This window comes from Pseudomonas sp. QL9 (assembly GCF_041409665.1).
Taxonomy (GTDB): Bacteria; Pseudomonadota; Gammaproteobacteria; order Pseudomonadales; family Pseudomonadaceae; genus Pseudomonas; species Pseudomonas knackmussii.
The window spans coordinates 4,726,245-4,747,494 of sequence record NZ_CP166971.1 but is presented as its reverse complement, the minus strand read 5'-3'; the positions used below and the strand labels follow the sequence as shown (position 1 = coordinate 4,747,494).

Annotated in this window: 18 protein-coding genes; 7 read left to right on the top strand and 11 right to left on the bottom strand. The window is 66.7% G+C overall.

Annotated elements, in window-relative coordinates:
- Positions 1–30: 30 nt before the first annotated feature.
- The 4 genes from pheA to mtnA all read right to left on the bottom strand — a co-directional run bounded on the left by pheA (position 31) and on the right by mtnA (position 6,280).
- Positions 31–1,128 carry a prephenate dehydratase gene (gene pheA, locus ACA097_RS22120; protein WP_371366024.1) on the bottom strand — a complete coding sequence of 366 codons (1,098 nt, stop codon included), beginning with the start codon at positions 1,126–1,128 and terminating at the stop codon, positions 31–33.
- Positions 1,128–2,213: a 3-phosphoserine/phosphohydroxythreonine transaminase gene (gene serC, locus ACA097_RS22115; RefSeq protein WP_043253584.1), complete on the bottom strand. Its 1,086-nt coding sequence runs from the start codon at positions 2,211–2,213 to the stop codon at positions 1,128–1,130. The genes pheA and serC overlap by 1 nt, the downstream gene beginning before the upstream one ends.
- 14 nt (positions 2,214–2,227) lie before the next feature.
- Positions 2,228–5,002 (bottom strand): DNA gyrase subunit A, encoded by a 2,775-nt coding sequence (gene gyrA / locus ACA097_RS22110; RefSeq protein WP_043253585.1) that lies wholly within the window; start codon positions 5,000–5,002, stop codon positions 2,228–2,230.
- Between the two features lie 201 nt (positions 5,003–5,203).
- Positions 5,204–6,280, bottom strand: a complete 1,077-nt coding sequence (mtnA, locus tag ACA097_RS22105; RefSeq protein ID WP_043253586.1) for an S-methyl-5-thioribose-1-phosphate isomerase — start codon at positions 6,278–6,280, stop codon at positions 5,204–5,206.
- A 166-nt stretch (positions 6,281–6,446) separates the two neighbouring features.
- Here mtnA and ACA097_RS22100 point away from each other — a divergent pair, with 166 nt between their 5' ends.
- The 5 genes from ACA097_RS22100 to ACA097_RS22080 all read left to right on the top strand — a co-directional run bounded on the left by ACA097_RS22100 (position 6,447) and on the right by ACA097_RS22080 (position 11,273).
- Positions 6,447–7,772 (top strand): TRZ/ATZ family hydrolase, encoded by a 1,326-nt coding sequence (locus tag ACA097_RS22100; protein ID WP_371366021.1) that lies wholly within the window; start codon positions 6,447–6,449, stop codon positions 7,770–7,772.
- A gap of 119 nt (positions 7,773–7,891) precedes the next feature.
- On the top strand, positions 7,892–8,590 hold the full coding sequence (ubiG, locus tag ACA097_RS22095) for a bifunctional 2-polyprenyl-6-hydroxyphenol methylase/3-demethylubiquinol 3-O-methyltransferase UbiG (protein WP_043253588.1): 699 nt from the start codon (positions 7,892–7,894) through the stop codon (positions 8,588–8,590).
- On the top strand, positions 8,587–9,267 hold the full coding sequence (gene mupP, locus ACA097_RS22090) for an N-acetylmuramic acid 6-phosphate phosphatase MupP (RefSeq protein WP_156958051.1): 681 nt from the start codon (positions 8,587–8,589) through the stop codon (positions 9,265–9,267). The genes ubiG and mupP overlap by 4 nt, the downstream gene beginning before the upstream one ends.
- 79 nt (positions 9,268–9,346) lie before the next feature.
- Positions 9,347–10,090, top strand: coding sequence for a YciK family oxidoreductase (locus tag ACA097_RS22085; protein ID WP_371366019.1), 744 nt, complete (start codon positions 9,347–9,349; stop codon positions 10,088–10,090).
- A gap of 259 nt (positions 10,091–10,349) precedes the next feature.
- A complete protein-coding gene (locus ACA097_RS22080; RefSeq protein ID WP_160287790.1) occupies positions 10,350–11,273 on the top strand; it encodes a GGDEF domain-containing protein in 924 nt (307 codons plus the stop codon).
- Positions 11,274–11,332: 59 nt separating this feature from the next.
- Here ACA097_RS22080 and rluB read toward each other — a convergent pair whose 3' ends face one another.
- Positions 11,333–12,802, bottom strand: a complete 1,470-nt coding sequence (rluB, locus tag ACA097_RS22075; protein ID WP_371366017.1) for a 23S rRNA pseudouridine(2605) synthase RluB — start codon at positions 12,800–12,802, stop codon at positions 11,333–11,335.
- A 141-nt stretch (positions 12,803–12,943) separates the two neighbouring features.
- Here rluB and ACA097_RS22070 point away from each other — a divergent pair, with 141 nt between their 5' ends.
- Positions 12,944–13,372, top strand: coding sequence for an NUDIX hydrolase (locus tag ACA097_RS22070; protein ID WP_371366015.1), 429 nt, complete (start codon positions 12,944–12,946; stop codon positions 13,370–13,372).
- Between the two features lie 98 nt (positions 13,373–13,470).
- Here the strand turns inward: ACA097_RS22070 and ACA097_RS22065 are convergent, their stop codons facing one another.
- The 3 genes from ACA097_RS22065 to zwf are packed head-to-tail and all read right to left on the bottom strand — an operon-like array spanning position 13,471 to position 16,312.
- Positions 13,471–14,121 (bottom strand): bifunctional 4-hydroxy-2-oxoglutarate aldolase/2-dehydro-3-deoxy-phosphogluconate aldolase, encoded by a 651-nt coding sequence (locus ACA097_RS22065; protein WP_371366013.1) that lies wholly within the window; start codon positions 14,119–14,121, stop codon positions 13,471–13,473.
- Positions 14,122–14,139: 18 nt separating this feature from the next.
- Positions 14,140–14,856, bottom strand: coding sequence for a 6-phosphogluconolactonase (gene pgl / locus ACA097_RS22060; protein WP_371366011.1), 717 nt, complete (start codon positions 14,854–14,856; stop codon positions 14,140–14,142).
- The gene (gene zwf / locus ACA097_RS22055; RefSeq protein ID WP_160287795.1) at positions 14,843–16,312 is read right to left on the bottom strand and encodes a glucose-6-phosphate dehydrogenase; all 1,470 of its coding nucleotides are present in this window, start codon (positions 16,310–16,312) and stop codon (positions 14,843–14,845) included. The genes pgl and zwf overlap by 14 nt, the downstream gene beginning before the upstream one ends.
- 189 nt (positions 16,313–16,501) lie before the next feature.
- Between zwf and ACA097_RS22050 the strand changes: the two genes are divergently transcribed.
- Complete coding sequence (locus tag ACA097_RS22050; RefSeq protein WP_371366009.1) at positions 16,502–17,359, top strand: MurR/RpiR family transcriptional regulator; 858 nt, start codon at positions 16,502–16,504, stop codon at positions 17,357–17,359.
- Between the two features lie 145 nt (positions 17,360–17,504).
- Here the strand turns inward: ACA097_RS22050 and ACA097_RS22045 are convergent, their stop codons facing one another.
- The 3 genes from ACA097_RS22045 to ACA097_RS22035 all read right to left on the bottom strand — a co-directional run bounded on the left by ACA097_RS22045 (position 17,505) and on the right by ACA097_RS22035 (position 21,249).
- Positions 17,505–18,350 carry a D-hexose-6-phosphate mutarotase gene (locus tag ACA097_RS22045; RefSeq protein ID WP_371366007.1) on the bottom strand — a complete coding sequence of 282 codons (846 nt, stop codon included), beginning with the start codon at positions 18,348–18,350 and terminating at the stop codon, positions 17,505–17,507.
- 351 nt (positions 18,351–18,701) lie between these two features.
- On the bottom strand, positions 18,702–20,057 hold the full coding sequence (locus tag ACA097_RS22040) for a carbohydrate porin (protein ID WP_371366005.1): 1,356 nt from the start codon (positions 20,055–20,057) through the stop codon (positions 18,702–18,704).
- 37 nt (positions 20,058–20,094) lie between these two features.
- Positions 20,095–21,249: an ABC transporter ATP-binding protein gene (locus ACA097_RS22035; protein ID WP_371366003.1), complete on the bottom strand. Its 1,155-nt coding sequence runs from the start codon at positions 21,247–21,249 to the stop codon at positions 20,095–20,097.
- Position 21,250: the final 1 nt, after the last annotated feature.

Here is a 21,250-nt window from a genome sequence, read left to right as displayed (position 1 = left end):
AGCCCGAGGCTTGCCGCTTCGACAGACGGTTCAGAGAACCGCTTTCGGGTAGGAGCCCAGCACCTTCAGCGCCACGGCTTCGCTGTTGATCTTTTCCAGCACGTCCTTGATCAGCGGGTCCTTGTGGTGGCCGACGAAGTCGATGAAGAACACGTAGGTCCACTTGCCGCTGCGCGACGGGCGGGTTTCGATGCGGGTCAGGTCGATGCCATTGGTGTGGAACGGCACCAGCAGTTCATGCAGCGCGCCGGGCTTGTTGCGCATGGAGACGATGATCGAGGTCTTGTCGTCGCCGGTCGGCGGCACTTCCTGGTTGCCGATGATGAGGAAACGCGTGGAGTTGTCCGGGCGGTCCTCGATCTTCTCGTGCAGCTTGTCCAGGCCGTACAGGTTGGCGGCCATGTCGCCGGCGATGGCGGCGCTGTTCCACTCGCTCTTCACGCGCTTGGCGGCGTCGGCGTTGCTCGGCACTGCCACGCGCTCGACGTTCGGGTAGTGCGCGTCCAGCCACTTGCGGCACTGGGCCAGGGACTGGGCGTGGGAATAGATGCGGGTGATGTTGTCGGTCTTGGTGTTCTCGCCCACCAGCAGGTGGTGGTGAATGCGCAGCTCGACCTCACCGCAGATCACCATGTCGTGCTCGAGGAAGCTGTCGAGGGTGTGGTTGACCGCGCCCTCGGTGGAGTTTTCCACAGGCACCACGCCGAAGTTCACCGCGCCGGCGGCCACTTCGCGGAACACCTCGTCGATCGCCGCCATCGGCGTGCTGATCACCGCGTGGCCGAAGTGCTTGAGCGCCGCGGCCTGGGTGAAGGTGCCTTCCGGACCGAGGTAGGCGACCTTGAGCGGCTGCTCCAGGGCCAGGCAGGAGGACATGATCTCGCGGAACAGACGAGCGACTTCCTCGTTGTCCAGCGGGCCCTTGTTCAACTCCATGATGTGCTTGAGCACCCAGGCCTCGCGCTCGGGCCGGTAGAACACCGGCTTCTCGCCTTCGGCCAGGGATGCCATCTTCACGCGCGCCACGTCGGTGGCGCAGCGGGCGCGCTCGCTGATCAGCTCGAGGATCTTCTCGTCGAGGCTGTCGATGCGTACGCGCAAAGCCTTGAGCTGGTCAGCGTCGCTCATCAGCCGTGCTCCTTCTCGAACTCGGCCATGTAGGCGACCAGCGCCTCGATGGCGTCCAGGCCCAGGGCGTTGTAGATGGAGGCACGCATGCCGCCTACCGAACGGTGGCCTTTCAGGTTGAGCAGGCCGCGCGCGTCGGCGCCTTCGAGGAAGGCCTTGTCGAGCTTCTCGTCGGCCAGGCGGAACGGCACGTTCATCCAGGAGCGGGCGCTCGGCTGGATCGGGTTGGTGTAGAAGTCGCTGTTGTCGATGAAGCCGTACAGCATGTCCTTCTTGGCGCGGTTGCGCTTCTCCATGGCCTCGACGCCGCCCTGCTCCTTCAGCCACTGGAAGACCAGGCCGGAGAGGTACCAGGAATAGGTAGCCGGGGTGTTGTACATGGAGCCGTTATCGGCAGCGACCTTGTAGTTGAGCATGGTCGGGCAGATGCTGCGGGCGCGGCCCAGCAGGTCTTCGCGAACGATGACGACCACCAGGCCGGACGGACCGATGTTCTTCTGCGCGCCGGCGTAGATCAGGCCGAACTTGGACACGTCGATCGGACGCGAGAGGATGTCCGAGGACATATCCACAACCAGCGGCACGTCGCCGACTTCCGGAATCCAGTCGAACTCCAGGCCGCCGATGGTCTCGTTGGACGCGTAGTGCAGGTAGGCGGCGTTCGGAGTGAGGTTCCACTCGTTCTGCCCCGGAATGGCGAAGTAGTCGTACTTGGACGCGCTGGCGACCACGTTGACGTTGCCGAAGCGGCGAGCCTCTTCGATGGCCTTCTTCGACCAGATGCCGGTTTCCACGTAGTCCGCCACGCCGTCTTCGGGCAGCAGGTTCAGCGGAATCTCGGCGAACTGCTGGCTGGCACCGCCCTGCAGGAACAGCACCTTGTAGTTCGACGGCACGCCCATCAGGTCGCGCAGGTCCTGCTCGGCCTTCTCGGCGATGGCCACGTAGTCGTCGCTACGGTGGCTCATCTCCATGACCGACAGGCCCTTGCCTTGCCAGTCGAGCAGTTCGGCGCGGGCGCGCTCCAGCACCTCGGTGGGAAGCGCAGCGGGACCTGCGCAGAAGTTAAAGGCTCGCTTGCTCACATCCACTCTCGCTATCAGTCTTCGCTGGCCTGCGGGGCTTCTTCAGCCGCGACTTCGCCTGCTTCTTGGTTCTCGTCCGCCACTTCGCCCTCGACGATCTCGCCGTCAATGACGTCGTCTTCGACGACGGTCGGTTCCTGCACCCGCTCCAGGCCCACCAGCGTTTCGTCGGCGGCCAGCTTGATGAGGATCACGCCCTGGGTGTTACGGCCTGCGCCACGGACTTCGTCGACGCGGGTACGGACCAGGGTGCCCTGGTCGGAAATCAGCATGATCTCCTCGCCATCCAGCACCTGAACGGCGCCCACCAGGTTGCCGTTGCGCTCGTTGATCACCATGGCGATCACGCCCTGGCCACCACGACCGCGGCGCGGGTAGTCGGCCAGCGGGGTGCGCTTGCCGTAACCGCGTGCGGAAGCCGAGAGGATCTGCGCTTCGCGGCACTCGGGGATCAGCATGGAGATGATGCGCTGGCCTTCCGCCAGGCGCATGCCGCGCACGCCACGGGCGTTACGGCCCATGATGCGCACCTTGCTTTCCTTGAAGCGGATCACCTTGCCGGCGTCGGAGAACATCATCACGTCCTTCGAACCGTCGGTGATGGCGGCGGCGATCAGCGAATCGCCCTCTTCCAGCTTCAGCGCGATCAGGCCGTTGGAGCGCGGCTTGGTGAACTGGATCAGCGGGGTCTTCTTCACGGTGCCTTTCATGGTGGCCATGAAGATGTAGGCGCCGGTCGGCTCGTCCTGGCTGAAGTCGGCGTCGTCGCCTTCTTCGGCCTCTTCAGCTTCCACCACCTCGGCGACCTGCTCGGCAACCACGTCGTCGTCATCGCCCTCGTCACCGGCGAACTGCGCCCGCACGGCTTCCAGGTCGATCTGCAGCATGGCGGTAATGCGCTCGCCTTCGTCCAGCGGCAGCAGGTTCACCAGCGGACGGCCACGCGCAGCGCGCGAGGCTTCCGGAATCTCGAAGGTACGCAGCCAGTAGACTTTGCCCTTGCTGGAGAACAACAGCAGGGTGGCGTGGCTGTTGGCGACCAGCAGGTGCTCGATGTAGTCCTCGTCCTTCACGCCGCTCGCCGACTTGCCCTTGCCGCCGCGGCGCTGGGCCTCGTAGGCCGCCAGCGGTTGCGACTTGGCGTAGCCGCCGTGGGAGATGGTGACGACACGCTCTTCCTCGGTGATCAGGTCGGCGATGGTCAGGTCGACCTGCGACGCGACGATCTCGGTGCGGCGGGCGTCGCCGAACTCGGCCTTGACCTTCTCCAGCTCCTCGCGGATGACTTCCATCAGGCGCTGCGGGTTGGTCAGGATGCGGATCAGCTCGCCGATCAGGGTAAGGATTTCCTGGTATTCGGACAGGAGCTTCTCGTGTTCCAGGCCGGTCAGGCGGTGCAGGCGCAGTTCCAGGATGGCCTGGGCCTGTTCCGGCGACAGGTAGTACTTGCCATCGCGCAGGCCGTATTGCGGGTCCAGGTCTTCAGGACGGCAGGCATCGGCGCCGGCGCGCTCGACCATGGCTTCCACGGCACTGGATTCCCAGGCGGTGGAGACCAGGCGCTCCTTGGCTTCGGCCGGGGTCGGCGAGGCCTTGATCAGCTCGATCACCGGGTCGATGTTCGACAAGGCGACCGCCTGGCCTTCGAGGATGTGGCCGCGCTCGCGAGCCTTGCGCAGCTCGTAGACGGTCCGCCGGGTCACCACTTCGCGGCGGTGGCGGATGAAGACTTCGAGCATGTCCTTCAGGTTCAGCGTGCGCGGCTGGCCGTCGACCAGGGCTACCACGTTGATGCCGAAGACGCTCTGCAGCTGGGTCTGGGCGTAGAGGTTGTTCAGCACGACCTCGCCGACTTCGCCGCGGCGCAGCTCGATGACCACGCGCATGCCGTCCTTGTCGGACTCGTCGCGCAGTTCGGTGATGCCTTCGATCTTCTTCTCTTTCACCAGCTCGGCGATCTTCTCGATCAGGCGAGCCTTGTTCAGCTGGTAGGGCAGCTCGGTGATGATGATCTGCTGGCGGTTGCCGCCCTTCTCCATGTCCTCGATTTCGGCGCGGGCACGGATATAGATGCGGCCACGACCGGTGCGGTAGGCCTCGATGATGCCGGCACGGCCGTTGATGATGCCCGCGGTCGGGAAGTCGGGACCGGGGATGTACTGCATCAGGTCATCGACGGACAGTTCGGGGTTGTCCATCAGCGCCAGGCAACCGTCGACCACTTCGCTCAGGTTGTGCGGCGGGATGTTGGTCGCCATGCCCACGGCGATACCGCTGGAACCGTTGACCAGCAGGTTGGGGATCTTGGTCGGCATGACCGCCGGGATCTGCTCGGTGCCGTCGTAGTTGGGCACCCAGTCGACGGTTTCCTTGTCGAGGTCGGCGAGCAGCTCGTGGGCCAGCTTCGCCATGCGCACTTCGGTGTATCGCATGGCCGCGGCGTTGTCGCCGTCGACCGAACCGAAGTTGCCCTGGCCGTCGACCAGCATGTAGCGCAGCGAGAAGGGCTGGGCCATACGCACGATGGTGTCGTAGACCGCGGTATCACCGTGCGGGTGGTACTTACCGATCACGTCACCGACCACACGTGCGGATTTCTTGTAGGGCTTGTTCCAGTCGTTGCCCAGTTCGCTCATGGCGTACAGGACGCGGCGGTGCACCGGTTTCAGGCCGTCGCGCGCATCGGGCAGGGCACGACCGACGATCACGCTCATCGCGTAATCGAGGTAGGACTGTCGGAGTTCGTCTTCGATGTTGACCGGGAGGATTTCTTTGGCCAGTTCGCCCATGAGAAGCCTGGTTCCTTTTTCAGGTGGACCTCCGCCTCGCCCATCCCGAGCCCGGCGGAGTGCGGCGGCGCTATCAGAACGCCACCGACTCACAACAAATCAACGACTTAGGTCAGTGATCCGCGCTACTGCGAGGGTGCGAAATATGCCCCCCGAAGAACCGTCGGAGCTTACCACAAGCCAGGTCGAACACCTACCGCCTCAGTGCAGCCGCTTGCGGCTCATCAACTCGGCCATGCGCGCGGCATCCGGACGCTCTACCACGCCCCGCTCGGTCACGATGGCGTCGATCAGGTCGGCCGGGGTCACGTCGAAGACCGGATTGAAGGCCTCCACTTCCGCAGCCACGCGCTTGCCGCCGATTTCCAGCAGCTCGCGACCGTCACGCTCCTCGATCGGGATGTCGTCGCCGCTTTCCAGGCTCATGTCGATGGTCGAGCTGGGCGCCACCACCATGAAGCGCACGCCGTGGTGCATGGCGTTCACCGCGAGCTGGTAGGTGCCGATCTTGTTGGCCACGTCACCATTGGCGGTGATGCGGTCGGCGCCGACGATGACCCAGGTGATGCTTTCAGTCTTCATCAGGTGCGCGGCAGCGGCATCGGCGTTCAGGGTCACCGGCACGCCTTCGTTGGCCAGCTCCCAAGCAGTGAGGCGAGCGCCCTGCAGCCACGGGCGGGTTTCGTCGGCGTAGATGCGTTCGACCAACCCTTCCAGGTGCGCCGCGCGGATCACGCCCAGCGCGGTGCCGAAGCCGCCGGTGGCCAGCGCACCGGTGTTGCAGTGGGTGAGGATCTTCTGCGGACCGCTGTGCTGCTTGCGGATCAGCTCGACACCGAGCTGGGCCATGGTCAGGTTGGCTTCGCGGTCGCTTTCGTGGATGGCGATGGCCTCGGCCTCCAGGACCTGCAGCGGGTCGTCGGTCGGCTTGAGGCGATCGAGGCGCTCGCGCATGCGGTTGAGCGCCCAGAACAGGTTGACTGCGGTGGGCCGCGATTCGGCCAGCACGCGGAAGTCTTCTTCCAGCGCCGCGCGCCAGTCGCCACCGATGTCCAGCCGGGCACGCAGGCCCAGGACCACGCCATAGGCGGCGCTGATGCCGATGGCTGGCGCGCCACGCACCACCATTTCGCGGATCGCATCGGCGACCTCGGCGGCACTGTCGTAGCTCAGCCAGGTTTCCTCCAGCGGCAGCCGGCGCTGGTCGAGCAGGCGGAGGGTGCCCTTGCGCCAATCAATGGCGGTGACCCGCTCGGCCGCCAACAGTCGCTCACGCATGGAACACCTCTTCTTTCATATGCTGTTTCGGACCGCGCCGAGGCGGCGCGCACTCCCCAAATCCGTCCCGGGATCGCCCCGGGAAAACCGGCGAGTATAACGAGCCGGAGCCAGCAGCGCTCGGGTATACTGCCGAGCTCCCGATCCCGCGCCCAGGAAGCGCCCCATGCCCGACGCCAAAGCCCCTCTCGATCTGCTTCTGCTGCCGACCTGGATAGTCCCGGTGGAACCTGCCGGCGTGGTCCTTCGCGACCATGCGCTGGGCATCCGCGACGGCCGTATCGCCCTGCTCGCCCCGCGCGCCGAGGCGCTGCGCCATCCGGCGGCGGAAACCCGCGAACTTCCGGGCATGCTGCTCGCCCCCGGCCTGGTCAACGCCCATGGTCACGCGGCCATGAGCCTGTTCCGCGGCCTGGCCGACGACCTACCGCTGATGACCTGGCTGCAGGAACACATCTGGCCAGCCGAGGCCAAGTGGGTCGACGAAGGCTTCGTTCGCACCGGCACCGAGCTGGCCATCGCCGAACAGCTCAAGGGCGGGATCAGCTGCCTCTCGGACATGTACTTCCACCCCAAGATCGCCTGCGAGGTAGTCCACGAGACCGGCGTGCGCGCGCAGATCTGCGTCCCGGTGCTGGACTTCCCGATCCCCGGCGCCCGCGACGCCGAAGAAGCGATCCGCAAGGGCGTGGCGCTGCATGACGACCTCAAGCATCACCCGCGCATCCGCGTGGCGTTCGGCCCGCACGCGCCCTACACGGTGAGCGACGACAAGCTGGAGAACGTGCTGATGCTCGCCGAAGAGCTCGACGCCGGCATCCAGATGCACGTCCACGAGACCGCCTTCGAGGTCCAGCAGGCGCTGGACAAGACCGGCGAACGCCCCCTGGCCCGCTTGCACCGTCTCGGCCTGCTCGGCCCGCGCTTCCAGGCCGTGCACATGACCCAGGTGCATGACGAGGACCTGGCGCTGTTGGTGGAAACCAACAGCTCGGTGATCCACTGCCCGGAATCCAACCTCAAGCTGGCCAGCGGCTTCTGCCCGGTGGAGCGCCTCTGGCAGGCCGGCGTCAACGTGGCCATCGGCACCGACGGCGCGGCCAGCAACAACGACCTCGACCTGCTCGGCGAAACCCGCACTGCCGCCCTGCTGGCCAAGGCCGTGGCAGGCCAGGCCACCGCGCTGGACGCCCACCGCGCACTGCGAATGGCGACCCTCAACGGCGCCCGCGCCCTGGGCCTGGAGCAGGAAATCGGCTCGCTGGAGCTGGGCAAGTCCGCCGACCTGGTGGCCTTCGACCTCTCCGGCCTGGCCCAACAGCCGGTCTACGAGCCGGTCTCGCAACTGATCTACGCCACCGGCCGCGACTGCGTGCGCCACCTTTGGGTGGCCGGCAAGCAACTGCTCGACAGTGGCCGCCTGACGCGCCTGGACGAAGGCCGCCTGGCCGCCGCCGCCGGCGACTGGGGGCGACGCATCGCCAAGGGCTGACCCGCCCCGGCGCGGCTGCGACAATCTGTCATGCCGCGCCCAACCCCGGCGGGAAGCTGGCATCATAGTCAGCCTCCGCGCTCCGAATTCCCACGAAAGTTTCTGAACGAAGGTAAGCCATGAGCAACGTCGACCACGCCGAGATCGCCAAATTCGAGGCCCTTGCCCATCGCTGGTGGGACCGCGAAAGCGAGTTCAAGCCGCTGCACGACATCAACCCGCTGCGCGTCAACTGGATCGACGAGCGCGTCGGCCTGGCCGGCAAGAAGGTGCTCGACGTCGGCTGCGGCGGCGGCATCCTCAGCGAAGCCATGGCCCAGCGCGGCGCCACCGTTACCGGCATCGACATGGGCGAGGCGCCGCTGGCGGTCGCCCAGCTGCACCAGCTGGAATCCGGCGTGGCAGTTGAATACCGACGCATCACCGCCGAGCAGCTGGCCGAGGAAATGCCCGAGCAGTTCGACGTGGTGACCTGCCTGGAAATGCTCGAGCACGTGCCCGATCCGTCCTCGGTCATCCGCGCCTGCTACCGCATGGTCAAGCCCGGCGGCCAGGTGTTCTTCTCGACCATCAACCGCAATCCCAAGGCCTACCTGTTCGCCATCGTCGGCGCCGAGTACGTCATGCGCCTGCTGCCGCGCGGCACCCACGACTTCAAGAAGTTCATCCGCCCCTCCGAACTCGGCGCCTGGTCGCGCGACGCCGGCCTCGCGGTCAAGGACATCATCGGCCTGACCTACAACCCGCTGACCAAGCACTACAAGCTGGCCAACGACGTCGACGTCAACTACATGATCCAGACCCTGCGCGAGGAATGAGGCCGATGCCGATCAAAGCGGTTCTCTTCGACATGGACGGCACCCTGCTGGATACCGCGCCGGACTTCATCGCCGTCTGCCAGGCCATGCTCGCCGACCACGGCCTGCCGCCGGTGCCCGACCAGCGCATCGCCGACGTGGTTTCCGGCGGCGCCCGCGCCATGGTCGCCGCGACCTTCGATATGGACCCGGAAGCCGAAGGCTTCGAACCGCTGCGCCTGGAGTTCCTCGATCGCTACCAGGACCACTGCGCAGTGCTCACGCGTCCCTACGACGGCATTCCCGAGCTGCTCGAAAGCATCGAGAGAGCCCGCCTGGTCTGGGGTGTGGTAACCAACAAGCCGGTGCGCTTCGCCGAGCCGGTGATGCAGCAACTGGGTCTGGCCGAGCGCTCGGCAGTGCTGATCTGCCCCGACCACGTGACCCGCAGCAAGCCCGATCCGGAAATGCTGCTGCTGGCCTGCGAGCGCATCGGCGTCGACCCGCAGCATGTGCTGTTCATCGGTGACGACCTGCGTGACATCGAGTCCGGCCGCGCCGCCGGGACCAAGACCGCGGCCGTGCGCTACGGCTACATCCACCCCGAGGACAACCCCGCGCACTGGGGTGCCGACGTGATCGTCGACCACCCGCGCGAACTGCTGGCCGTCCTCGAACGGGCAATGTGCGGCTGCTGAGGCGGCCGCCACGCCTTCCGGCAACGTCCGCCCTCCCCTCGCTGTGCCAACCGCGCGCAGCGCTCCGAAGGAGCTTCCGATGTTCGAATATTCCGCACGCCCCGACCTGCTCAAGGATCGGGTGATCCTGGTCACCGGCGCCGGTCGCGGCATCGGCGCCGCCGCTGCGCGCAGCTACGCCGCCCATGGCGCCACCGTGCTGCTGCTGGGCAAGAGCGAAGAAAACCTCAACGAGACCTACGACCTGATCGAGGCCGCCGGGCATCCGCAGCCGGTGGTGATCCCGTTCAACCTGGAAACCGCCCTGCCGCATCAGTTCGACGAACTGGCGGCAACCGTGGAGAGCGAGTTCGGCCGCCTCGACGGCCTGCTGCACAACGCCTCCATCCTCGGCCCGCGTTCGCCCATCGAGCAGATCTCCGGGGAGAACTTCATGCGCGTCATGCAGGTGAACGTCAACGCGATGTTCATGCTGACCCACGCGATGCTGCCGCTGCTCAAGCTCTCCGACGACGCCTCGGTGATCTTCACCTCCAGCAGCGTCGGTCGTAAGGGCCGGGCCTACTGGGGCGCCTACGCGGTCTCCAAGTTCGCCACCGAGGGCCTGATGCAGGTGATGGCCGACGAGTGCGACGGCACCCACCCGATCCGCGCCAACAGCGTCAACCCCGGCGCCACCCGCACCAGCATGCGCGCCATGGCTTATCCCGGCGAAAACCCGGCCAATAACCCTACGCCCGAGGAGATCATGCCGGTCTACCTCTACCTGATGGGGCCGGACAGCCATGCAGTCAACGGCCAGGCCTTCGACGCCCAGGGCTGAAAATCCTCCGGGGCGGCGCCATTGCCGCCCCGTCGAAATCCCGGCAATTCGTTGCCGCCACCCCGTTTGGCCCCTGCACCTCCCCGCCGCTTCGCCATCATTTTGACATCCCTGCCTTCCGTCGCCTGGCACCCACTTTCGGAACAAACCCAGTAACCATGGGTCTTTAGGACCGATCCGACACAACTTTCCGTGGGTTGGCACGAAAATCGCTGAGCCCATACTGTCGCCGTTCCCGCGCCAGAGGTTGCCAAGCGTCATGGCCCCACCCAAGCAGTCCAACACCATCGATTTCGACACCGCCAAGATGCAGCGCCTGGCGCTTGGCGAATTGCGCTCGCGCAAGCGCCAGGTCAGCCTGGCCGACGTGCGCCGGCAGCTCGCCCTGCACCTGCAGACCAGCCTGGAAGCAGATCGCGTACTCGACATCTTCTTCCGCGAGAGCCAGCAACTGCTGCCGCTGGACTACCTGAGCTACCAGCACAGCGGCGCCGATCTGCGCCTGGAGTTTGGCGACGCCGCCAGCCATGCCGCCAGCTACCGCCTGACCCACGCCGGCGAGTACCTGGGCGAGCTGTGCTTCCGTCGCCGCCTGCCGTTCAGCGAGACCGAACTGGGTCAGCTGGAAAGCCTGATCGCCAGCCTGCTCTATCCGCTTCGCAACGCCCTGCTCTACCGCGCCGCGATCCAGACGGCCCTGCGCGACTCGTTGACCGGTACCGGCAACCGCATCGCCATGGACCAGGCGCTGGGCCGCGAAGTCGAACTGGCCCGACGCAACCTGATGCCGCTGTCGATCCTCATGCTCGACCTGGACCACTTCAAGCGCATCAACGACCAGTACGGCCATAGCCACGGCGACGAAGCCCTGCGCACCGTCGCCATGGCGATCAAGGGCAGCCTGCGCAACGTCGACATGGTGTTCCGCTTCGGCGGCGAAGAGTTCCTTGCGCTGCTCTCCAACACCAGCAGCGCCGGCGCTATCCAGGTCGGCGAACGGCTGCGCCATGCCGTCGAAGACCTGCAATTCACCGTCGACGGCCAACCGGTGCCGCTGTCGATCAGCCTGGGCTGCGCCTCGCTAGCCGCCGGCGAAGGTGTCGACGATCTGCTGCGCCGCGCCGATGCGGCGCTCTATGCAGCCAAGCGCGACGGCCGCAATCGCCTGGCCTGCGCCGGCTGACAGCAAATCCCAGACAATAAAAAAGGGCTCCGAGGAGCCCTTTTTCATTGCCGTGAGGCTTAGCGCTTGAAGCCCGGGCGCATGCCGTCGCCGGACGGTTGCGGACGACGCTTGTTCAGCGGCTTGCGCACGACCGGCTTGGACGGACGCTCGGCGTGCTCGCCGCTCGGCTTGGCCGGACGCTTGCGGTTCACGTCGCTCGGACGCTCGGCCAGCGGGGCACCCTTGCTGCGATCGTCCTGACGCGGACCACGAGCCGGACGACCACCGTCCTGACGCGGCGCACGGCCTTCGCCCTCGCCACGCGGAGCGCGGGCCGGACGACCACCGGCGGAATCCGGACGCGGCGCGCGCGGGGCGCGACCTTCGCCCTCGACGCGCGGACCACGGGCCGGGCGGCCACTGTCCTGACGCGGCGCACGGCCTTCGCCTTCGCCACGCGGAGCGCGGGTCGGACGACCACCGGCGGAATCCTGGCGCGGCGCACGCGGAGCGCGACCTTCACCAGCCTCGCCACGCGGCGCGCGGACCGGACGACCTTCGCCTGCGTCGCGACGCGGAGTGCGGCTTTCACCAGCATCGCCGCGCGGCGCACGACGCGGACGCTCGCCTTCGGCGGCTTCCTTGCGGTTGCGGGAGCCGCGACCGGCATCCGGACGCTCGCTCCGCGACAGCGGCTTGGAAAGCTTGCGCTGCTGGCGATCGAGCTTCTCGCGCTGCTTGACGGTGATCTCCGGCAGGGCGACCGGCGTGAGGCCGACCTCTTCGCTAAGGATGTCCACCTCGCGCTGCTCCATCTCGCGATAGCGACCCATGGTCAGCTCGGAGGTGAGGAACACCGGGCCGAAGCGCACGCGCTTCAGGCGGCTGACCACCACGCCCTGGGATTCCCACAGGCGACGCACTTCGCGGTTACGGCCTTCCATCACCACCACGTGGTACCAGTGGTTGAAGCCTTCGCCGCCGGGCGCCTGCTGGATGTCGCTGAACTTGGCCGGGCCGTCTTCCAGCATCACGCCGCTCTTCAGGCGTTCGATCATCTCTTCGTCGACTTCGCCACGTACGCGCACGGCGTATTCGCGGTCCATCTCGTAGGACGGGTGCATCAGGCGGTTCGCCAGCTCACCGTCGGTGGTGAACAGCAGCAGGCCGGTGGTGTTGATGTCCAGGCGGCCGATGTTGATCCAGCGGCCACTGCGCAGGCGCGGCAGGCGGTCGAACACGGTCGGACGGCCTTCCGGATCGTCGCGGGTGCAGACTTCGCCTTCGGGCTTGTTGTAGATCAGGACGCGGCGGACGTGCTCTTCGATCTTCTCGCGCTTGAGCAGGCGATCGTCGACGGCGATGGCGTCATGGTCGCCGACGCGCTGGCCGAGGCTGGCTACGGCGCCGTTGACCTTGACCCGGCCTTCCTCGATCCAGGCTTCGACGTCGCGGCGCGAGCCGACGCCCATGCGTGCGAGGACTTTCTGCAGCTTTTCGCCAGCAGGGGCTGGGGTCAGTTCTGGGTTTTCGTGCGTGTCGTTCATCTGGGCACCTCCCGGTGTGGCATGCAACGAAGAAAAAGGTCGCGCATCATACGCGCTTGGACACGGCAGCGCACCGTCCGTGATCGGGAAAGCCTAGCCGTTTTTCCCCGCGCCGCCGCCGATTGCCAGGAGAACCGCACCGTGCACGACGAATCCGCCTTCACCGGCGCCAAGCTGGCGCTGTTCCATGCCGGACGCCTGGTGGTCTACCGCCGCGACGACAAGCCCGAAATCCCCTACCCCAACTGCTGGGACTTTCCCGGCGGCGGCCGCGAGGGCGACGAAACGCCGGTCGAATGCGCGCTGCGCGAGCTGGAAGAGGAATTCGCCGTGCGCCTGGATGCCGGTCGCATCGAATGGCAGCGCCGCTACCGCGCCACCCACGGCCCGGCACCCTGGGCCTGGCTGCTGGTCGCGCGGATCGACGCGGCGGAATTCGCCGCCATCCGCTTCGGCGACGAAGGCCAGTACTGGCAATTGATGGATGTCGACGATTACCTGGCCCACGAAGAAGCAGTGCCTTACCTGCAGGAGCGCCTGCGGCATTACCTCGAAGAAACGAACCTGTAGGAGCGGCCCATGGCCGCGATTCGCGCGCATGGCGCGCTCCTACACGGGCACCATAAAAAAGCCCGGCACCAGGCCGGGCATGTCCAATCAGGGACAGCTCAGTGTGTATCGAGCAACGCCAGCGCCTCGCGGGAGAGGCGCTCGACGGCCTTCCAGTCACCGCTGGACACCGCGGCCTTGGGCAGCATCCAGCTGCCGCCCACGCACATGACGTTTTCCAGACGGTAGTAGTCGTTCAGGTTGTCCGGGCCGACACCGCCGGTGGGGCAGAAACGCACCTCGGGGAACGGGCCGCCGAACGCCTTGAGCGCTTCCACGCCGCCGCAGACCTTGGCCGGGAACAGCTTGAAGCGGCGCAGGCCATAGCGATAGGCAGCCATGATCTCGGACGCGGTCGCCACGCCCGGCAGCAGCGGCACCGGGCGGCTCACCGCGTACTGCAGCAGTTCGTCGGTGCAACCGGGGGTGACGACGAACTGCGCGCCGGCTTCCTCGGCCTGGCGGAAAGTCTCGCCATCCAGCACGGTGCCGGCACCGATGCACAGCTCCGGGCGCTTTTCGGCCAGGGTGCGGATGGCGGTCAGGCCGAGACTGGTACGCAGGGTCACTTCCAGCACCGTGATACCGCCGGCGGCCAGGGCATCGGCCATCGGCAGGATGTCCTGCTCGCGATCGATGGTGATCACCGGCAGGATGCGCGCGCGCTCGGCGAGGGCGTCGATGCGCTGGATGTGTTGATCAAGGCTCATGTTGCAAGGCTCCGCGCCTCAAGGGCACCAGTGGATCGACAGCGGCGCGCGCAGGAAGGCGCTCACCGGCATGCGTTGTTCATCGTTCTCGGCCAGCGCCGTGCGCAGGGTGGCGAGCTTGGCCTGGCCCTGGATCGCCAGCAGTTGCACGCGGGCGCCGGCCAGCACGGCGCGGCTGAGGGTCAGGCGCTGGTGCGGCACGCTCGGCGCCCAGGCCGGCAGGCAGCGACGCACACCCGCCGGGTCGAGCGCCTCGACCAGACCCGGACTACCCGGGAACAGCGAGGCCGTGTGGCCGTCGTCGCCCATGCCGAGCACCAGCACATCGATCGGCAGCGCCAGCTCGGCAACCTGCCGCTCGGCGTTTTGCGCAGCTTCTTCCAGGCTCGCAGCCGCCTGGTAAAGGCCGCAGAACAGCGCCTTGGCCGCCGCGCCCTTGAGCAGGTGGCGACGCACCAGACCGGCGTTGCTGTCCGGATGTGATTCGGGCACCCAGCGTTCGTCGGCCAGGGTCACGGTGACCTTCGACCAGTCCAGCTGCTCGGCGCTCAGCGCCTCGAGGAAGGCTACCGGGCTGCGCCCGCCAGACACCGCCAGTACAGCGCGGCCGCGCGCGGCAATCGCGCCACGCAGCGCTTCAGCCACCTTGGCAGCCAGGCCGCTCGCCTGCGCCGCGGCGTTTTCCCAGGTCGTCCAGCCCACGTTGGCCGGCAGATTCAGATCAATGGTCGCCATACCAGTCCTTCCCGTCTCTCGCGATCAATGCCACAGCCGCCTGCGGCCCCCAGGTGCCCGCCGGATAAGGCTTGGGCGCTTCGCCCAGACGCTCCCAGCCGGCGATCAGGTGGTCGCACCACTTCCAGGCGAACTCCACTTCGTCCTTGCGCACGAAGAGGTACTGGTTGCCTTGCATCACTTCCAGCAGCAGTCGCTCGTAGGCGTCCGGCACGCGCGCGGCCTGGAAGGTCTCGGAGAAGCTCAGTTGCAGCGGGCCGGTGCGCAGCTGCATGCCCTTGCCCAGCCCCTGGTCCTTGGTCATCACCTGCAGGGAGATACCCTCGTCCGGCTGCAGGCGGATGATCAGGCGGTTGCTGATCAGCGAACGCTGCTCGGGGGCGAAGATGTAGTGCGGCGGTTCCTTGAAGTGGATGACGATCTGCGACAGCTTCTGCGGCATGCGTTTGCCGGTGCGCAGATAGAAAGGCACGCCGGACCAGCGCCAGTTGCGGATGTCCACGCGCAGCGAGACGAAGGTCTCGGCGCCGCTGCGGCGGTTGGCGTGCTCCTCTTCGAGGTAGCCGGGCACCGCCTTGCCGTCGATGAAGCCGGCGGTGTACTGGCCGCGCACCACACGGGTGGCCAGTTGCTCCGGCGGGATCGGCTCCAGCGCGCGCAGCACCTTCACCTTCTCGTCGCGGATGCTGTCGGCGGAGAGGTCGCTCGGCGGGTCCATGGCGATCAGGCAGAGCAGCTGCAGCAGGTGGTTCTGCACCATGTCGCGCAGCTGGCCGGCCTGGTCGAAGTAGCCCCAGCGGCCTTCGATGCCGACCTTCTCGGCCACGGTGATCTCCACGTGGGAGATGTGGTTCTGGTTCCACTGGGTTTCGAACAGGCTGTTGGCGAAGCGCAGCGCGATGAGGTTCTGCACCGTCTCCTTGCCCAGGTAGTGGTCGATCCGGTAGATGCGGTTTTCCGGGAAGAAGCGCGCCACGGCGTCGTTGACTTCGCGGGAGGACGCCAGGTCATGGCCGATCGGCTTCTCCAGCACGACGCGGGTGCGCTCGGCCACGCCGATGGCCGCGAGGTTCTCGCAGATGCCGCCGTACACCGAGGCCGGCGTGGCGAAGTAGGCAACCACCGGCAGGCCGCCGGGCAGTGCGTCGCGCAGTGTCGGGTAGGACTGCGGATCGAGGAAATCCATGCTCAGGTAGCCCAGGCGCTCACGGAAGCGCGCCCACACGGCGTCGTCCCATTCGCGCGCCGGTACGGCCAGGCGCAGGCGCTTCTCGATGGCCGGCAGGTGGGTGGCGGTATCGCCCTCCTCACGGGCCAGGCCGAGGATGCGGGTGTCCGCGTGCAGCAGACCCTCACGGTCGAGTTGGTACAGCGCCGGAATCAGCTTGCGCAGGGCAAGATCGCCCAGCGCGCCGAACAGCGCGAGGGTACAAGGCAGAACACGGACATCGGGCATTTGTTGTTACCAACCAGATATTCAGGTGAGATTGCGCTACCAATGGCGCCATTAAGGCAAAAATGTAGTAATTAAACAACATATTTTTCCCTTGAACGGGGCGCTGTTGGTCGCCTGTCGTGCTGACGTTAGGATAGCGCCGCTGGCCGGAGGCAGAGCCCCGCCAATTGACGCAGCCAAGGAGCTCGGATGAAGAACCTGCTGGAGCAGATCCAGTCCCGCCTGGAAGACCTGAACAAGGCGGAACGCAAAGTCGCCGAAGTGATCCTCGCCAGCCCGCAGCAGGCCACGCGCTTCAGCATCGCCGCGCTGGCCCAGGCCGCCGGCGTAAGCGAGCCGACGGTGAACCGCTTCTGCCGCTCGTTCGACATGAGCGGCTATCCGGAGCTGAAGATTCAGCTGGCGCAGAGCCTGGCCAGCGGCGCGGCCTTCGTCGCCCAGGCGGTCACCGAGTCCGACGGCCCGCAGGACTACACGCGGAAGATATTCAGCAGCACCATCGCTTCGCTGGACAGCGCCTACAAGGCGCTCGACGTGAAGGTCATCGACCGTGCCGTCGACCTGCTGATCCAGGCCCGGCAGATTCACTTCTTCGGCCTCGGCGCATCCAGCTCGGTGGCGCTCGACGCCCAGCACAAGTTCTTCCGCTTCAACCTCGCGGTGTCGGCGCAGAGCGATGTGCTGATGCAGCGGATGATCGCCTCGGTGGCGCACACCGGCGACCTGTTCGTGGTGATTTCCTATACCGGGCGCACCCGCGAGCTGGTGGACGTGGCCCGCCTGGCCCGTGACAACGGCGCTTCGGTGCTGGGGCTGACCGCCGCCGATTCGCCACTGGCGCGCGCCTGCACGCTGAGCCTGGACGTCCCGCTCCCCGAAGACACCGACATCTATATGCCAATGACCTCGCGGATCATCCAGCTGACCGTGCTCGACGTGCTGGCCACAGGCGTGACCCTGCGCCGCGGCGTGGATTTCCAGCCGCATCTGCGCAAGATCAAGGAAAGCCTGCTGCCGACCCGCTACCAGCTGGACGAGGAAGGCTGAGGCGGCGCACAGCCACAAACGCATGCGCGTGACGCGCCATTCGTAGGAGCGAGCTTGCTCGCGAATGGCGCTTCACCGTTGCGACGGCGTGCAGGCTGATTTCGTTCGCGAGCAAGCTCGCTCCTACAGCAACAGCCCCTGCGGGTCAGACCAACCCGGCGTGCAGGCGCAGGCGCATGCGCTCGCCCTGGGCGAGGATCAACCCTCCCGGGCGATAGCCGGCGGCACCGACGCAGAGGAAGCGGTCCGCTTCGCCCGGCTCGACCTGCTCCACCGAGCGGCTGCCCGGGTGCCAGATCACACTGCCGGCGGAGGCGTTCTTGTCGATGCGCAGGCGGCGCTGCCAGCCGGCGTCCTCGATGACCAGGGAACCCGTGTTGTACAGCACCTGCTTGACCGCGCCGCGTGGAGTCCAGGTATTGGGCAGCGGCGAAGCCGGGCGCTGGCCGCCCTCCAGCTCCATGCCGTGGACCACGGCGCGGCGCAGCGAGCCGAGGCGCCAGTAGGGCTGCAGGGCGAAGCTGAACAGGCAGTCGCTGTCGTCTTCGTGGTAGCTGGAAAGCTCCATCTCCAGCTCGCGGCCCAGGCGGGCATCGAGGCGCACGTGCCAATCCTCGATGTCGAGCTGCCAGCTGACCTGCACCAGGTTTTCGTCGGCATGCGCGTCGAGCAGGCGCCATTCGCGCTGGCGCGCCCAACCGTGCGGCGGCCACTCGGGCTCGCTGGGGTGGCTGCCGAACCACGGCCAGCAGACCGGGATTCCGCCACGGATGGGCGCCGTGCTAAGCGCCGGCCACTGGCTGGAACACCACAACATGGAACGCTCGCCCTGCGGGCGGAAGTGCAGCAGTTGCGCACCCTGGCGGCTGAACACCGCCTGGCACAGCGGGTGATCGATCAGCAGCAGGTCGCGGCGCTGGAAGCGCACCCAGTCGAACGGTCGCTTGGCCCGCATGGAATGAAAGAAGCGCTGCAGCGGATGCTCGAGCATTGTCCGGAGGTCCTGACCCAATCCCTTTCCCCCGACACTCCGGGGCATGACGTCTGTGTAGTTTTACTACGTACGGTGCAAAAAAGGCGCAGATTCTACCCTGAAACCTGGAAAGCATAGAGCCCCCGCGAGCGACCCGGACTTTTTCGGCGTTCGCGGCTCTGGGTCCCCGCGTTCGCGGGGAGGACGAACAAAGGGCAAGAGACTCCCTCCCGTCATCCCCGCGAGCGCGAGACCCCAGGGGGGGGGCAGTCCGGGCTCGCGAGCAAGCTCGCTCCTACGAAGGGCCAAAAGAAAGGCCCGCCCCGTGAACCGCGGGCGGGCCAAGTACTTCAGCACCTCAGGAGAGCATCAGAAGGTCGACTGGATCTTCAGGCCGGCGACCAGCGCGTTGTCCACGTCGTCCACGCCGCCCGGATGCTTGATGTACTGCAGGTTCGGACGCACGGTCAGCCAGTTGGTGACATGCACGCCGTAGTACAGCTCGGCGTCGTACTCGGTGTCCTGCACGGGCTGGAACAGCGGGTTGTCGTAGTCGCTGACGCCGTTGACCGCGTTCAGCTGCTCCTGCCGCTTGGTCACGTCGTCGTTGATGTGGATGCGCGCGAAGCCCAGGCCGATGTCATCTTTCGGACGACCGTCGAACAGGCCTTTGTAGACCAGGCCGACCTGCTGGTAGTCCTGCACGGTGTTGGTCGCTTCGTCATGCACGGTGAAGTTGGCGAACAGGCTCAGGCCGCGCGAGGCGTCGCCGTTGTGCGCAGTGACCTGCTGCTGCGCCACCACCCACCAGCCGTGCTTGCTGTCGTGGGACTTGAAGGGCTCGCCGGTCAGCGCTTGCGGCTGGCCGTTCACGTCCTCGTAGACGTCGTCGGCCTTGGCGGTGCTGTAGTAGTAGCCCAGGCGGTATTCGCCCGGCAGCTGCTGCGGACCGACCTTCGGCGACCACACCACTTCCACCGGCAGGATCGCCCCCTGAGTGCCGCTGCCGCTGAGCTTGAAGCCGTTGCCGGTCTCCAGGTACGAGGGGTTCTGCTCGTAGGCGCCGACCTGGACGAACCATTCCGGGTTGATGTTGTACTTCACGCGCATCGCCCACTGGCTGACCGGCCAGTTGTACCAGATGCCGCCGACCCAGTTGCCCACTTGCGAGCCGCAGAAGGCCAGGTTCTGGAAGTCGCAGGGGAAGCTGTTGAAGTCCTCGCCCTCGCCGAAGCGGCCGACCTTCACGTCCAGCGCGCCATCGAAGAACTGCTGCTTGTACCACATCTGGGTCAGGCGCCAGGTCTGGCCACGGCCCCAGACTTCCTGCACCGAGCTGAGCTGGCCGGCGCGCGGGTCGCTGATGCGGTCGTTGGACAGGTTGCGGCCGCTACGCTCGGTCACCGTCAGCTGGAACTCGGCGGCCTGCCAACCGAGGATCTTCTGCAGATCGAGATGGGTGCCCAGTGCCCACTGGTCGCTGTAGCGCGCGGTCTTGTCGTCGTCGTAGCCGCCGTGCAGGTTGCCGGCCGCCTCGCCAACGTAGTCGAGCTTGAAGTCGTAGCCCTTTTCCAGCAGCTCGGTGCGGGTGCCGCCCCAGTCACCCAGCCCCCACTTCGAATCGGCAGAGAAGGCGTCGTCGGCCTGCGCCAGGCCGGTCATGCCCGCCGCGCCCAGGGCGAGCAGGCAGCCCAGTGCCGGGCGAATCTTGTTGTTCTTATGCATTGCAATCGTCCTCGTTGGTGATGTGCCAGTCAGGCGGTTAATGCTTGTGCCGGGCCAACGGCGTGACCTTGGTCTCGCCGGCGGCCGGCGCCTTGCGCAGGCGCTCGCCGCTCTGCGCATCGAACAGCAGCACCCGGGCCGGGTCCAGGCGCAGCTGCAGGGTCGCGCCGAGGGCCGGCGCGGCGTCCGGCGCCAGGCGGCAGCAGACCTTGGTGCCGTTGACGGTGACGAAGGCCAGGGTGTCCGGCCCGGTCGGTTCCAGCACCTCGACTTCCGCGCGCAGGTCAGCCAGGCCATTGGCGCTCGGCTCGACCACACCGATCTGCTCCGGACGCACGCCAAGAATCAGCTCGCGCCCCTCTACCAGGCTCGCGTCCAGCGGCAACGGCAGCTCGCAGCGGTCCTGGCCACTGTCCAGCAGGCCGACCAATTGCCCGCCCTGGCGCTGCACGCGCAGCGGGATGAAGTTCATCGGCGGCGAACCGATGAAGCTGGCGACGAACAGGTTGGCCGGGTCGTTGTAGATCTGCTGGGGCGTGCCGAACTGCTGGACGATGCCGTCCTTCATCACCGCCACCTTGTCGCCCAGGGTCATGGCCTCGATCTGGTCGTGGGTGACGTAGACCGTGGTGGTCTTCAGGCGCTGGTGCATCAGCTTGATCTCGGTGCGCATCTCCACGCGCAGCTTGGCGTCGAGGTTCGACAGCGGTTCGTCGAACAGGTAGATCTTCGGCCGCCGCGCCAGCGCCCGGCCCATGGCCACGCGCTGCTGCTGGCCGCCGGAAAGCTGCGAGGGCTTGCGCTCGAGCAGGTGCTCGATCTGCAGCAGCTTGGAAACCCGCGCCACCTCCTCGTCGATGGCCGCCTGCGGCATCTTGCGGATCTTCAGGCCGAAGGCGATGTTCTCGCGCACGCTCATGGTCGGGTACAGCGCGTAGGACTGGAACACCATGGCGATGTCGCGGTCCTTCGGGCTCATGCCGCTGATGTCCTGGCCATCGACCAGGATGGCGCCGCCGGTGACGCTCTCCAGGCCCGCGATGCAGTTCATTAGGGTGGATTTGCCGCAGCCGGAGGGGCCGACCAGGATCAGGAATTCGCCGGAGTCGATCGCCAGGTCGATCGACTTCAGGGTGTCCGCCAGGCCACTGCCGTAGGACTTGTGCAGGTTGCGCAGTTCGAGTGTTGCCATC

Bases quoted from the DNA above. Each gene is read 5' to 3' on its own strand.
- rluB (WP_371366017.1), bottom strand. From the start codon at position 12,802: ATGAACGACACGCACGAAAACCCAGAACTGACCCCAGCCCCTGCTGGC.
- pgl (WP_371366011.1), bottom strand. From the start codon at position 14,856: ATGGCGACCATTGATCTGAATCTGCCGGCCAACGTGGGCTGGACGACC.
- ACA097_RS22065 (WP_371366013.1), bottom strand. From the start codon at position 14,121: ATGAGCCTTGATCAACACATCCAGCGCATCGACGCCCTCGCCGAGCGC.
- ACA097_RS22035 (WP_371366003.1), bottom strand. From the start codon at position 21,249: ATGGCAACACTCGAACTGCGCAACCTGCACAAGTCCTACGGCAGTGGC.
- ACA097_RS22050 (WP_371366009.1), top strand. From the start codon at position 16,502: ATGAAGAACCTGCTGGAGCAGATCCAGTCCCGCCTGGAAGACCTGAAC.
- mupP (WP_156958051.1), top strand. From the start codon at position 8,587: ATGAGGCCGATGCCGATCAAAGCGGTTCTCTTCGACATGGACGGCACC.
- ACA097_RS22080 (WP_160287790.1), top strand. From the start codon at position 10,350: ATGGCCCCACCCAAGCAGTCCAACACCATCGATTTCGACACCGCCAAG.
- zwf (WP_160287795.1), bottom strand. From the start codon at position 16,312: ATGCCCGATGTCCGTGTTCTGCCTTGTACCCTCGCGCTGTTCGGCGCG.
- ubiG (WP_043253588.1), top strand. From the start codon at position 7,892: ATGAGCAACGTCGACCACGCCGAGATCGCCAAATTCGAGGCCCTTGCC.
- ACA097_RS22085 (WP_371366019.1), top strand. From the start codon at position 9,347: ATGTTCGAATATTCCGCACGCCCCGACCTGCTCAAGGATCGGGTGATC.
- ACA097_RS22045 (WP_371366007.1), bottom strand. From the start codon at position 18,350: ATGCTCGAGCATCCGCTGCAGCGCTTCTTTCATTCCATGCGGGCCAAG.
- mtnA (WP_043253586.1), bottom strand. From the start codon at position 6,280: ATGCGTGAGCGACTGTTGGCGGCCGAGCGGGTCACCGCCATTGATTGG.
- gyrA (WP_043253585.1), bottom strand. From the start codon at position 5,002: ATGGGCGAACTGGCCAAAGAAATCCTCCCGGTCAACATCGAAGACGAA.
- ACA097_RS22100 (WP_371366021.1), top strand. From the start codon at position 6,447: ATGCCCGACGCCAAAGCCCCTCTCGATCTGCTTCTGCTGCCGACCTGG.
- pheA (WP_371366024.1), bottom strand. From the start codon at position 1,128: ATGAGCGACGCTGACCAGCTCAAGGCTTTGCGCGTACGCATCGACAGC.
- ACA097_RS22040 (WP_371366005.1), bottom strand. From the start codon at position 20,057: ATGCATAAGAACAACAAGATTCGCCCGGCACTGGGCTGCCTGCTCGCC.